Below are 12,298 nucleotides of genomic sequence, written 5' to 3' on the forward strand. Positions count from 1 at the left end.
GCGCCTCCGCGTTGGACGGCAGCCGCCTCGATCACATTGGAAAGAAGCTGATTGCGTCATGATGCATCACATTCATTACTTGGACAAATCCGCGGTCCAGGTGCTCGCAGATGCGCTGAATCGCCATTTTGATCAGCATCGGAGCTGCGCCGAGATCGTCGTGATTTGCGTCGGCACCAGTCGTTGGAACGGCGACACGCTGGGTCCGGCAGTCGGCAGCTTGCTGGCCGGGAGCTTTCGGCGAGACGACCGCGTTCGGATTTTTGGCACGCGTGAACGCCCTGTACACGCATTAAATCTCAAAAAGACGCTGATCTATATTTCCAAAAAGCACCCCGACGCCTATATTGTCGCCGTCGACGCCTGCCTGGGCGTCTACTATAAAATTGGCACGATCCAGCTCGTGGAAGAGCCGCTCTCACCCGGCATCAGTCTGGGCAAGCAGCTGCCCCCGGTCGGACACGTGCACCTCAAAGGCATCGTGAACAACCACGGTCCGCTCAATCACAAAGTGCTCGAGCACACGAGCCTGACCTTCGTGCACGAGATGGCCGCTGTCATCTCCCGCATCCTGATTCGTTCACTGACCGCCTGCTTGCCCGCGCTGGAGCTAGCCGAGCCCCGGCCGCATAAGAGCGACCGCACTTCGGGTGCCTAGCGTTCGCACAGGCCTCACCAGATCAGGACGGCGACGAGCGTTGCAACCGCCAGACCGATGATGACGGGAAGGAAGTTTTTGCGCGCCAGCTCCAGCGCCGATACATTGGCGAAGCCCGCCACCGCAACAAGCGACGACCAGGCGATGATTGTCCCGCCGCCAGCCCAGATCGCGCCCATCTGGCCGATCGCCGCCAGCGTCGAGGGATCTACGCCTACCGTCGGTCCGAGCGCGCCCGAGAGCGAGCCGGTGAGCGGCAAGCCCGAAAAGCCCGATCCGTCGAGGCCGGTGACGATGCCGACGATCAGAATGCCGAAGGCCGTCAGCACCCCGCTGGACGGTATCATGTTCTGAACCGAGGACACCAGATCGAACAGGAAGGCCGGGGCCGTCTCGCCCTCGCCGATCGAAAGGATGCTGCCGGAAAAATCGCTGTTGCCGAGGAAGAAAAAGCCGGCGATCGGGATGACAGGTCCCATCGCTTTAAAGGCGAATACGAACCCCTCCACCACATGCTCGCTAATCTTGTCGAGCGCATGCACCTTGCTAAACGCGACGCTCGCCAGTATGAGCAGAATAATTGCCACGCCGCCGATAAAAGCGGCGCCGTCCCCACCCTCAAAGCTCCCCCACCCGCCGCCGAACTTGCTGAGAATCATGACAATCATGACGCCGAGCATCGACAGCGGGACGAGCAGCGCGAATAGCTTCGCCCATTTTTGCATTTTCGGATCGAGCGTCTCCACCGCCGCCGCGGCTTCCGCGTACTCCGGCTCTACGGGCGCCTCCAGCTTCGCCACCTTGCCTTGGTCGCCGAGCGAGCCGGCGCCGCCGATCCCGATGGACTTGCGATTCATCAGATACGCCCCTCCGATCGCCACCACCCCGGTGATCAGCGAGAGCACGAGCGCCTTGTCCGCGACCGCACCGGTAGCAGCGCCTGCCCCGGTGGCGCTGAGCATCGGCGCCACCTGCATGATATAGTCCGAGGACAGCGCCATGCCTTGGCCGGCCAAGGCGATTGCCATCCCCGCCGCGATCGGAGGCAGTCCGACGCGGACCGCGGCCGGGATCAGCAGCGCGCCGAGCAGCGGCACCGCCGGCGTAGGCCAGAAGAAGAGCGAGATCACGAACGTAACCGCCGCAAGAATAAAAAACGCCAAATGCCCGTTCACAAAGAAGCGCTGAACCGGCTGAATCATGCGCCGGTCCGCTCCGAGATCGCGCAGCGAGGCCAACAGCGCCACCATGAACGTAATAATCAGAAAAATGGTAAACAACTCGCGCGCCGCAGTCAGATTGGCATTGTAGACCGCCTTGAAGCCACTAATCACGTCCCCCTTGTACATCCAGCCGATCAGAAAGGTCCCCAGTAAGGTCGGAATGACAACCCCTCTCCGAAAAAGCATCACTAAAATAACACTTAATGTAACTAAACCATACAAGGCATGAGACAAAGTGATCATTTTCTTCCCCTCGATTCTTCTGCTGGATTAGCTTTCGAAATCGATTTTAGCACACAATCGGGATACTGAATAGACTTTTGGTGTTTGGTATACAATTTTATTTTACAGTCTGACAAAATGAATGCGTTATTTTTGGTTCATCTTCTTGAATTTAACTTTATTTTGGTTGAATACGACCGAAATTGTTCGGTTTTCGTTCGGAAACGCCAAAAATTTCATCTCATTAATGCGTTATATTATCTAACATAAATGCAGCTGAGATTTTCGTTATGTCTTTCCGCCGCTGACTTTTGTCTGTTTTTAACCCCAATAATGTTTTGTTGCACATGGTATGCAATTTGATAGTATAATGTCCCTATTCCACTAAAATTGATCTGCCAAGGAGGACAGCCATGCTGCCATCGGACCATCACCACGAACACGGGACCACAGCCGCGATCGTCGGACTCGGCCAGCTCGGCGAGTTGCTCGCCCGGCGGGTGCGTGTCCCGAGGCTGCTGCTGATCAGCGGCCGCCCGGAGCACGCCCGCACACTCGCGGCCGAGATACCGAGAGCCGAGGCCGCTACGGCGGGACAGCTGCGCGAAGCGCATATTGTGTGTCTGGCCCTGCCGGCGCATGCACTGATCGCCGCATATCGGGAGCTGGCACCGCAGCTGCGTCCGGATGTCCTGCTGCTCAACCCCGCCACGATGCTGGACACGGACGAGGCCCGGGCGGCCGGCAGCCATGAATGGACCGCCTGCAAGCTGCTCGGCAGCGTCAAGGCGCTCGCTGATGGCGGCACCGGCCTGGTCGTCACCGACAGCGAGCAGGCCCGGCTAAGGCTCGAACCGCTCCTGACGCCGCTCGGTCCAGTGACGACAGGCGAGGAACATTGGGTGCGAGACTGCAACACGATCGCCACATGCGCAGCGCTTGAGGCCGCATTGCGCATCGCCGATGGCATTCGCGCGCTCGGCCTGCCCGACAGCTTCGCTTATACGGCGCAGACGATGGTGGCGCGGGGCGTCATCCAATCCTATGCCGACGGCACGCTTGGTCATTTTGCCCGGGATATCCTGGCGCAGGTCCTGCGGGAGCGCCGGTAGGGTCGGCCGACAATCGGCTCAATCGTGATGCTGACGGCGCAGCGCCCAGCGGCCGAGCAGATTGACCAGTCCGTACAGCACGACCGACAGCAGCGCCAGCATCATGATACTGACCATGACCAGATTCATCTGGAACACCTGACCGCCATAAGTGATGAGATAGCCGAGTCCGGCCTTGGAGGAGAGGAACTCGCCCATGATGACGCCGACAAGCGTCAGTCCGACATTGACCTTGAGGGCGGCGATCAGATTCGGCACGCTCGCCGGCAGCAGCACCATTGTCAGCATTTGCGCGCGTGTCGCTCCGAGCGACTCCATCAGCTTGAGCTTGGTGCGGCTGATCTCCCGGAACCCGCTCTCGATCATGATGATCGTCACGATGACCGAGATCGCCACCGCCATGCCGTAGATCGAATAGCGGTCGCCCAGCCAGATGTAGAAGATCGGGCCGAGCGCGACCTTGGGCAGCGCATTGAGCACGACGACATACGGCTCCAGCACCTTGGAGGCAAAGGTCGACCACCAGAAGAGCACCGCGACGATCAGGCCGAGCGCCATCGACACGACGATGCCGATCACCGTCTCCAGCGCGGTGACGCCGGTATGGCGGAGCAGCTCTCCGCCAAAGGCCAGCTCGACAAACGAGAGGTAAATCCGCGACGGCCGGCTCGTCAGCATCGGGTTGACCCAGCCGCCGGCCGCAGCCAGCTCCCACAGCCCGAGGAAGACGGCCAGCAGCCCGAGGCGCGAGAGATGCACGGTCCAGCGTTTGCGGCGCAGTCCGCGCAGATAGCGCGCGTACTGCGGCGACGGGGGCGCCGCACTCCCGTCACGTGCGTGTTCGGCCCGCTGAGCGGAAGCAGATTCTCTAACCGGCAGAGACGACATGACCCTCCAGCTCCCTCCATATTGTGTTGAAATACGTGTTGTAGGACGACGCTTCCCGCTTGCGCCACGGCGTGAGCTCGTCGCCGCCGAAGCGCATCGGGTAGATGGACGAGATCGTGCTCGGCCGGCGCGACATCACCATCACCCGGTCGGCCATGCAGATCGCCTCGGAGATATCGTGCGTGACCAGGATCGCGGTCTTGTGCTGATCCTTGATAATCGAATGAATCTCGTCGGCCAGCGTCAGCCGCGTCTGATAATCGAGTGCGGAGAACGGCTCGTCGAGCAAAAGAATATCCGGCTCCGTGACCAGCGTGCGGATGAGCGCCACCCGCTGCCGCATGCCGCCCGAGAGCTGGGCCGGATGATGATGCGCGAAGCCGCCCAGACCGTAACGCTCGAGCAGCTCCAGCGCCTTGCGCTCGGCACGGGCAAGATCCATCTTGCGCACCTGGGCGCCCAGCAGCAGATTGCTGAGCACATCCCGCCATTCGAACAGATGGTCGTGCTGCAGCATATAGCCGACCTTGGGCGAGGTGCCTGCGACCGGTTCGCCGTCGATCAGCACCTGGCCGCTGGTCGGACGCACCATCCCCGAGACGAGCGAGAGCAGCGTGCTCTTGCCGCAGCCGCTCGGCCCGACGATGCTGATGAACTCGCCCTGTTCGATCGTAGCCTGAATGCCCCGCAGCGCCTCGGTTTCCTGCTTCGGCGTGAAGTAGCTCAGTCCGACGTCATGTAATTCGATCTGCGCCATTGACGCTCCCTCCCTTCACTCGATCTTCTCGACAAATTGCATATCCGCCACCTGCTCCAGCGCGTCGACGCGCTGCGCGTCCTCCAGCACGCCGCTGCCCACCAGCACATCCTGCAGCGTCGCGAACTGCGACTCGGTCAGCTGTGGGTCGGCCCAGGTACCCTGCTCCTGGTAGCGCGCAATCGACTGCAGGATCAGCTCATCCGAGGTCCCCTCGAAAAACGGGGACAACGCGGCGACAATTTCGTCGTCCGAGGCCGTCTCCAGCCACTTCGTGCCCATCGCGACCGCCTGGACGAAGCGCTGGATGACGTCGGGATGCGCTGCGATGTAATCGGCGGTGGCGACATACGAGGTCTCCGGGAAGTCGCCGAACGCCTCGCCCATCGACGTTACATAATGCGCAGCTCCTTCCTGCACCAGCGTGGAAGCGACCGGCTCGAAGAGCTGAATGAAGTCGCCTTGTCCGCTGGTGAAGGCGCCGGCCATTGCCGGTGCCGCCAGATTGGTGACGACCTCGACCCCTTCCACGCCTTCCTTGGCCAGCTGCGCGCTCATGACCATCTGCGGCGCGCTGCCCGGACGCCAGCCGATCACCGTACGCCCGGCGAGATCGGACCACGCGAAGTTCTCCACCGGCTCGCGCGAGAGCAGGAACGAGCCGTCCTTCGTCGTCAGTTGATAAAAAATTTTGATCTTGTCGTCGCCTTCCTGATTGTAAATGTAGATCGCCGTCTCCGGCCCGACCAGCGAAATATCCGCCGTACCTGCAATCAGCGCGGCCGCCCCCTTGTCCGAGCCCTGCGCCGTATTCATGTCGATCTCCAGTCCCTGTTCCGCAAAAAAGCCCTGGTCCATCGCCGCATAATGCGGCGCATAGAAGATCGAGCGAATGACCTCCGAGAAGCGCACCTTCACCGGCTGCTCTGACGCCCTCCCGCCCGCCGCGCCGTCCTCGGCGTCATTCCCCGCATTCGCTCCGGCCCCGCCGGCTTGGTTCCCGGCTGCAGCAGCCGGATCGGCGTTTGCGTTCGATGTCTCCGCCGGCGACGATCCGCACGCCGCAAGCATTGCCAGAATACACAGCATCCCCGCCAACTTAACAACCGCTTCGCTTGCTTTTTTCATCTTCTCCCCATCCTCCTTTTATACGTGAACGGCGCGAGGCGAGGCAGCGAGCAGATGCTCGCGCGCCATCTCCCGGCCATATTCCACCATGCGCCGATGTCCGATCTCGCCGACGCCCACCGCGGTCATGCGTTCGCGCAGCAGGAAGATGTCCGTCTGCGGCAGCAGCTCCTCCAGCGCATAGGCGAGCGGCAGTCCATTCTCCAGGATCTCCACCGAATGCGGATTGCCGACGATGAAGTTAAGCCCCCGCTCCCGCGCGAACGCGACGAACGGATGATCGGGCCGGACACGGCTGATGCTGGCGATCAGCGTATCCGTCTCGGGATACAGCGCTAGCGCCTGCTCCAGATGCGCCATCGAGAAGCCCGTATGCGGAAAAAAGTGAAGCACCTCCCGCGCCGGCTGCTCCGGTCGCCCGGCGAGCAGCAGCGCCGGATTGGCCAGCGTCGCCTCCTGCAGCGTCGGTTCGCCGCGGATGACGCGCTCGGCGGCGAGCAGCTCGCGGTCGATCCCGTGTCCCATCCACTCGCGGATGCGCGCGAGCAGCGCGCCGGCGGTCGCGATGCCTTCCAGCGTCACACCCTTGTGCAGAATGTTGCCGGGCAACCCGCCGAAGGCGATATCCGTCTTCTGCTTGCGATGTCCGTGCAGCAGCGTCAGCCCCGGATGCAGCCCGTGGAACGCCTCGTGCATCTCGATCAGCGCCAGCTTGTAGAGCGGCAGGTAATCCGCGAACGGCACGCCGCCCGAATTCGCCGCCTCGGCCACCGGATGGTGCACGACGATCAGATCCAGCTCCATGCCGGAGGCCAGCTCGATCATCGACTCCGTCAGCGTCATCCCGACGCCGATCCGCCGCACGGGCTTGTCCCGGTCGCCGAAGACCAGTCCCGGAATTTCGATGACGCTTTTGCCGGGAATATGCGAGGTCTTGGTGACGACATAGGGGTTGGCGCCGGAAGTGACCTCGTTCCAATCTTTGACCATGCGCCCGCCGGAGATGCGGTCTAGCGCCTCTACGACATCCCGTACGCGTACTTGTCCCTCTTCGCGCATTCGTTCGCTCGCCACACGCTTCACTCCTTCTTTCTGCAGCTTCCTCTGGTCAGTCGGCGACAACACAAAAAACCGCCATCATGAACATACGGGCCCCATCGACCCGAATTGATCACAATTAGCGGTTGTAACACTCTCCGTAAGGAGGTGGTTGACACCTGCCAAGTGGTTTTGGTTGCTTCCTCGTTCGCGGCGGGCCACTGTCTCTCGAAGCCAGATTGGAGCTGACCAGAGGACCACCGGCCGCCGCGCCGGAGAAAGTAAAGCTCGAAGCGTCGAGACCTGTCGGTTAGGCCAACGCTCTTTGTTGTTAAGTAATATAACACAACAGAAACATACAAGCAATATTATTTTTGCAAAACGGCGAACACCTTTCATTTATATAACTATTTATGTTAGGTTTTGCGTATAAAAAAGTCGATTTCGCGCTCGAAAACGATAACGGTGCCCGACAGCTCGGTCACCGGATCGTAGTCCTTCATCACCAGCTTGACCGGAAGTCCGAGCTTGTCCTCGAGCTGCTCCTTGAGCATGCGCTTGTTCGCCTCCATGACCAGCATATCGACGCTGGCCGTCAGGCTGCGATTCGTCTCGTCGAGAATTTTGAGCGCCGGGATGCGCTTGTGCGTGGCAAAGACGGTCACCTTGTCGCCAAAGACCTCGATTTTTTGCGACCGAATGCCGATCCCGAAAATTTCCTGGTTGATCGAATTATAGATTTTGATGACTTCTTGCTTCAGCTCGCCGATCGAATCGAATACGCGCATGCCTGTTCCCTCCCACCTGATCGAAATCGCGGCCGCCCCTGCGCCCCTGGCTCGGGCGGCCGTATTCGTCCCACGCTGCCGATTGCACAGTGCAGGGCCAGCTATATCGGGCCGCTCTCCGCCGCACCGCGCCGCGCCAGCAGCAGCCGCAGGATCGGCGGTGCCGCCAGCAGGACAATGAACAGCCGCGACAGCTGAAAGGCCGTCACCTGCGACACATCCGCGCCTACGACAAGCGCCGTCACCGCGACCTCGCCCAGGCCGCCGGGCGCGAGCGCGAGGAACCAGGTGACGACCGAGCCGCCGGTAAGCTGCGCCAGCAGCCAGGCCGCAGCGGCTGTCGCGGCGACGAGCAAGCACGCCGTCAGCAGCGCCAGCGGCCCGAGCCGCTTGTTCGTCCACATCATCCGCAGCTGCACGCGATTGCCGATATACAGCCCGATCGACACCTGCGCCGCCGCCAATAGCGGGCCTGGAAGCGCCGGCCACGGGCATCCTGCGATCGACAGGCCGCCGACGACCAGCATCGGACCGATGAATTCGCCCGCTGGCAAGCGCCAGCGGCGCAGCAGCCAGGCCGCTGCAGGCACGAGCGGCAGCAGCAGCCAAGCGGCGTAGGCGGGCATGTCCGACGGCGACGCAGCTGATAACGGCGCAGTCGCTGTCGCCGCCGTCTGCATCGCGGCATCCGGCGACAGGGCGATCCACGTCGCCAGCACCGGCACCGTGTACAGGACGATGATCAGCCGCGCCGTCTGAATAATCGCGACCGCGCCGGGGTCTGTGCCCTTGAAGTGGTCGGCGATCACGACCATCTGCGTCAGACCGCCGGGCACGCAGCCGAGCATCGCCGTGCCTTCGCCGATCCGCGCTCCCTTGGCGAACAGGCGTCCGACGACAAGACAGACGCCCACCCACAAGAGCGCCGCCAGGATCATCCACGGCAGGTCATGCGCGATGGTGATTGCCGTCTGCCGCGTCATCGAGCGGCCGAGCAGGTAGGCGACGACGACGATGCCGGCTTCGCCGAGCCAGCGCGGCCAGACGATCGAGCCGGGCTTGACCGCGCCGGCCACCATGACGGCGAGCGCCGAGCCGAGTATCCACGGCAGCGGCAGTCCGCCGAGCCAGAACAACGCGCCGCCCGCGCCGCCCACCGCAGCCGAAGCGAGAATACGCATCCATCCCACAGTCCCGATGTCTCCTTGCCGTTTGTGTCTTGCTCCCCACTTTACCAGAAGGGCGACGGCTTGTCATCCGGGAACGGGCATTGTCCAAGAGCGGTCCGCACCCTGCACGGCCGGGTTCCTCCGCGGCCGGATTGCGCCGGGAGCGAGCGTTTCCCCCGGACCTTGCTACCGCCGCAGATTGCGCAGCACGAACCATACATTGGCCGGCCGCTCGGCGAGCCGGCGCATGAAGTAGCCGTACCAATCCTCGCCGAACGGCACATAGACCCGCACCTTGTAGCCTTCGCGCACGAGCTCATCCTGCAGCGCTTCGCCGATGCCGTACAGCATCTGGAATTCGAAGCGGGTGCGCGGCGTCCCGTGCGCAGCGATCCAGGCCTTGGCCCGCTCGACAATCGCGCGGTCGTGCGTGGCGATTGCCGTATAGCGCCCATACGCGAGATGGTGCTCGATCATCTCGGCGAACTGCGCGTCCACGTCCGCCTTATGCGGGAAGGCGACCTCCTCCGGCTCCTTGTAGGCGCCCTTGACGAGCCGCACATTGGAGCCTGCGGCGGCGAGCGTGCGAATATCGGCCATCGAGCGATACAGATAGGCCTGCACCGCGACGCCGACATGATCGCAGCTGCGCCGCAGCTCGCGATAGATGCCGATGGTCGCTTCGCAGCGCGGCGAATCCTCCATGTCGAGGCGCACGAAGCTGCGCAGCCGCCAAGCCTCCTGCAGGATGCCGCGCAGCCGCGCGACGCAGCGGCCGCGATCCAGATCGAGCCCGAGACTGCTCAGCTTGAGCGACAGGTTCGCATCCGCGCCGCGTGCGGCGATTCCCTCCAGGATGCGGACGCACATCGCCGCGGCACGATCTGCCTCGGGCTCGCTGCCGGCGAATTCGCCGAGGTAATCGAGCGTCGCCGCCTTGCCTGCCGCATTGAGCCGCCCGACCGCGTCCAGCGCCTCCTCGAGGCGCACGCCGGCTACGAAGCGGCTCGCCCCGAGCCGCAGGCCGTAGCGCCGAGCCAGTCTCGTGGCGGATCGGCTGCGGCCAAGCCGCTGCAGCGCGGCGCGCATCACATTGTCCATCTCCTCGCCCTCCCCTCCCCCCGGGAGCCGCACCCTCGGCATGCCCGATGCGCGGCCGCCGCGTCCAACGCGATCCGCCTCGGCTAAAGGATGCGCTCGCCCAGCAGCGAGCCGATCAGCTCCGCCGCCAGCGCGGCGGTGCGCCCCTCCGGATCGAGCCGCGGATTAACCTCGACCATCTCCATCGACGTCACCTTGCCCGACTCGGCCAGCAGCTCCAGGGCGAAATGCGCCTCGCGGTAGCTGACGCCGCCCGCGACCGGTGTCCCCGCGCCCGGCGCCTCGCGCGGATCGACGCTGTCGATGTCGAAGCTCAGATGCACGCCGTCCGCATCGCGGCCGGCAATCGCGACCGCCTCCTCCATCACCCGTGCGATGCCGAGCTTGTCGATCTCATGCATGGAGAAGCAAGCGATGCCCTCCCGCCGGATCAGCTCGCGCTCGCCGGCGTCGAGATCGCGCGCGCCGACGAGCACGACGCGCTCCGGCCGCACGAGCGGACCGGCGCCGGGAATATCCGTCAGCTTGTGGATCGTCCGGCCGAGCGCGGCGGCGAGCGACATGCCGTGCATGTTGCCCGAGGGCGTCGTCGCCTCCGTATTAAGATCGGAATGCGCGTCGAACCAGATGACGCCCAGGCGCGGATAATGCGCGGTCAGCCCGGCCAGCGTGCCGGTGGCAATGCTGTGATCGCCGCCCAGCACGAGCGGGAAGTCTCCTCCCGCAGCGGCGGCGCGCACGCGCGGCGCGAGCAGCGCGCCGAGCCGCTCCACCGCCGCCCGATTGCGCGCGCGCGTCTCCGCGCCGTCCTGCGGCCCGTCCTGCCGATCTGCTTCCGCGCCGTCCTCCTGCAGACGGACCGTCTCCGCCTTGGTCACCTGCAGGCCGAGTCCGGCGAGCCGCGCCTCCAGGCCGGCGCGCCAGATCGCCTCCGGCCCGTGCTCGGTGCCCGGCGTGCCCGCCCCCAGACCGAACGGCACATTGATGATATGAACCCCCCGCGTTGCCATGATCGCTCATCCTTTCTGTATTCACTCATTGCGCCAATACGCGCTCAACCTTATCCAGCGCCCAATCCAGCTCGGCCGGCGCGATGACAAGCGGCGGCGCCAGCCGGATGACCGTCTCGCGCGTCTCCTTGCACAGCACGCCCAGCTCCAGCAGCCGCTCGCAATACGGACGGGCGGCGGCATGCAGCTCGACGCCGAGCAGCAGCCCCCGGCCGCGCACCTGCTTGACGAGCGGCGCGCGCAGCCGCCGCAGCCGCTCCAGCGCCCGCTCGCCCAGCTCCGCTGCGCGCGCCGCCAGCCCTTCGTCCTCGAGCACCTCCAGCGCGGCCAGCGAGACTGCGCAGGCAAGCGGATTGCCGCCGAAAGTCGAGCCGTGCGAGCCCGGTTCGAAGACGTCCATCACCTCATGGCCGCCGACGACGCAGGAGATCGGCAGCACGCCGCCGCCCAGCGCCTTGCCCAGCACGTATAAATCGGGGCGCACCTCCTCCCAGTCGCAGGCGAAGCGCCGGCCGGTGCGGCCGAGGCCGGTCTGAATCTCGTCGGCGATCCACAGCACCCGGCTGCGATCGCACAGCTCGCGCACCTGTCGCAGATAACCGTCCGGCGGCACGACCACCCCGGCCTCGCCCTGGATCGGCTCGCACAGGAAGGCCGCCGTCGCCGGCGTGATCGCCCGCTGCAGCGCCTCCGCGTCGCCGTAAGGCACGATCCGCACGCCCGTCAACAGCGGCTCGAAGCCGCGCCGGTAGTCCGGCTCGTCGGACAGCGAGATTGCCCCCAGCGTCCGCCCGTGAAAATTGCCGCTGCAGACGATGATCTCCGCCTGTCCCGGGGGCACGCCCTTGACGTCGTACGCCCAGCGCCGCGCCGCCTTGAGCGCCGTCTCCACCGCCTCCGCGCCGGTGTTCATCGGCAGCACGACCGGCAGTCCGGCAAGCGCTGCGACGCGCGCGCACCACGCCCCGTACACATCGGTGTGGAAGGCGCGCGAGGCGAGCGTCAACCGCTCCGCCTGCTCCCGCAGCGCGGCCAGGATGCGCGGGTGACGATGGCCCTGATTGAGCGCGGAATAGGCGCTCAGCATATCGAGATAGCGCCGTCCGGCCAGATCGTACATCCACACCCCTTCGGCACGCGCGATCACCACCGGCAGCGGGCGATAATTGCGCGCCCCGTGCAGCTCCGCCTGGCGAATCGCCGC

Annotated in this window: 12 protein-coding genes; 2 read left to right on the forward strand and 10 right to left on the reverse strand. The window is 64.3% G+C overall.

Features of this window, described 5'->3' with window-relative positions:
* The first annotated feature begins 58 nt into the window (after positions 1-58).
* Positions 59-658 carry a spore protease YyaC gene (yyaC, locus tag IDH44_RS07095; RefSeq protein WP_190916090.1) on the forward strand — a complete coding sequence of 200 codons (600 nt, stop codon included), beginning with the start codon at positions 59-61 and terminating at the stop codon, positions 656-658.
* Positions 659-672: 14 nt separating this feature from the next.
* Here yyaC and IDH44_RS07100 read toward each other — a convergent pair whose 3' ends face one another.
* Positions 673-2,067: a hypothetical protein gene (locus IDH44_RS07100; protein ID WP_317890131.1), complete on the reverse strand. Its 1,395-nt coding sequence runs from the start codon at positions 2,065-2,067 to the stop codon at positions 673-675.
* Positions 2,068-2,516: 449 nt separating this feature from the next.
* Here IDH44_RS07100 and IDH44_RS07105 point away from each other — a divergent pair, with 449 nt between their 5' ends.
* Positions 2,517-3,215, forward strand: a complete 699-nt coding sequence (locus IDH44_RS07105; protein WP_190916094.1) for an NAD(P)-binding domain-containing protein — start codon at positions 2,517-2,519, stop codon at positions 3,213-3,215.
* Between the two features lie 18 nt (positions 3,216-3,233).
* Here the strand turns inward: IDH44_RS07105 and IDH44_RS07110 are convergent, their stop codons facing one another.
* The 9 genes from IDH44_RS07110 to rocD form a co-directional block, all read right to left on the reverse strand.
* Positions 3,234-4,103, reverse strand: a complete 870-nt coding sequence (locus IDH44_RS07110; protein WP_190916096.1) for an ABC transporter permease — start codon at positions 4,101-4,103, stop codon at positions 3,234-3,236.
* Entirely contained in the window at positions 4,084-4,860 is a 777-nt protein-coding gene (locus IDH44_RS07115) for an ABC transporter ATP-binding protein (protein WP_190916098.1), read from the reverse strand. Before IDH44_RS07115 ends, IDH44_RS07110 begins: the two co-directional genes overlap by 20 nt.
* Positions 4,861-4,875: 15 nt before the next feature.
* Positions 4,876-5,988, reverse strand: coding sequence for an ABC transporter substrate-binding protein (locus tag IDH44_RS07120; RefSeq protein WP_190916100.1), 1,113 nt, complete (start codon positions 5,986-5,988; stop codon positions 4,876-4,878).
* A gap of 18 nt (positions 5,989-6,006) precedes the next feature.
* On the reverse strand, positions 6,007-7,062 hold the full coding sequence (locus tag IDH44_RS07125; RefSeq protein ID WP_317890132.1) for a Nif3-like dinuclear metal center hexameric protein: 1,056 nt from the start codon (positions 7,060-7,062) through the stop codon (positions 6,007-6,009).
* A 380-nt stretch (positions 7,063-7,442) separates the two neighbouring features.
* Positions 7,443-7,814 (reverse strand): Na-translocating system protein MpsC family protein, encoded by a 372-nt coding sequence (locus IDH44_RS07130; protein ID WP_190916102.1) that lies wholly within the window; start codon positions 7,812-7,814, stop codon positions 7,443-7,445.
* Positions 7,815-7,915: 101 nt separating this feature from the next.
* Positions 7,916-8,995, reverse strand: coding sequence for an AbrB family transcriptional regulator (locus IDH44_RS07135; RefSeq protein WP_223869463.1), 1,080 nt, complete (start codon positions 8,993-8,995; stop codon positions 7,916-7,918).
* 174 nt (positions 8,996-9,169) lie between these two features.
* On the reverse strand, positions 9,170-10,084 hold the full coding sequence (locus IDH44_RS07140) for a proline dehydrogenase family protein (protein ID WP_190916106.1): 915 nt from the start codon (positions 10,082-10,084) through the stop codon (positions 9,170-9,172).
* Between the two features lie 83 nt (positions 10,085-10,167).
* Positions 10,168-11,094, reverse strand: a complete 927-nt coding sequence (gene rocF, locus IDH44_RS07145) for an arginase (RefSeq protein ID WP_190916108.1) — start codon at positions 11,092-11,094, stop codon at positions 10,168-10,170.
* 25 nt (positions 11,095-11,119) lie between these two features.
* Complete coding sequence (gene rocD / locus IDH44_RS07150) at positions 11,120-12,292, reverse strand: ornithine--oxo-acid transaminase (protein ID WP_190916354.1); 1,173 nt, start codon at positions 12,290-12,292, stop codon at positions 11,120-11,122.
* Between the last annotated feature and the right edge of the window lie 6 nt (positions 12,293-12,298).

Source organism: Paenibacillus sabuli, assembly GCF_014705605.1.
GTDB classification, from domain to species: domain Bacteria; phylum Bacillota; class Bacilli; order Paenibacillales; family Paenibacillaceae; genus Paenibacillus_D; species Paenibacillus_D sabuli.

Excerpts from the sequence above, each read along its gene's own strand:
- yyaC (WP_190916090.1), top strand. The coding sequence starts at position 59 with ATGATGCATCACATTCATTACTTGGACAAATCCGCGGTCCAGGTGCTC.
- IDH44_RS07100 (WP_317890131.1), bottom strand. The coding sequence starts at position 2,067 with ATGCTTTTTCGGAGAGGGGTTGTCATTCCGACCTTACTGGGGACCTTT.
- IDH44_RS07105 (WP_190916094.1), top strand. The coding sequence starts at position 2,517 with ATGCTGCCATCGGACCATCACCACGAACACGGGACCACAGCCGCGATC.
- IDH44_RS07110 (WP_190916096.1), bottom strand. The coding sequence starts at position 4,103 with ATGTCGTCTCTGCCGGTTAGAGAATCTGCTTCCGCTCAGCGGGCCGAA.
- IDH44_RS07115 (WP_190916098.1), bottom strand. The coding sequence starts at position 4,860 with ATGGCGCAGATCGAATTACATGACGTCGGACTGAGCTACTTCACGCCG.
- IDH44_RS07120 (WP_190916100.1), bottom strand. The coding sequence starts at position 5,988 with ATGAAAAAAGCAAGCGAAGCGGTTGTTAAGTTGGCGGGGATGCTGTGT.
- IDH44_RS07130 (WP_190916102.1), bottom strand. The coding sequence starts at position 7,814 with ATGCGCGTATTCGATTCGATCGGCGAGCTGAAGCAAGAAGTCATCAAA.
- IDH44_RS07135 (WP_223869463.1), bottom strand. The coding sequence starts at position 8,995 with ATGCGTATTCTCGCTTCGGCTGCGGTGGGCGGCGCGGGCGGCGCGTTG.
- IDH44_RS07140 (WP_190916106.1), bottom strand. The coding sequence starts at position 10,084 with ATGGACAATGTGATGCGCGCCGCGCTGCAGCGGCTTGGCCGCAGCCGA.
- rocF (WP_190916108.1), bottom strand. The coding sequence starts at position 11,094 with ATGGCAACGCGGGGGGTTCATATCATCAATGTGCCGTTCGGTCTGGGG.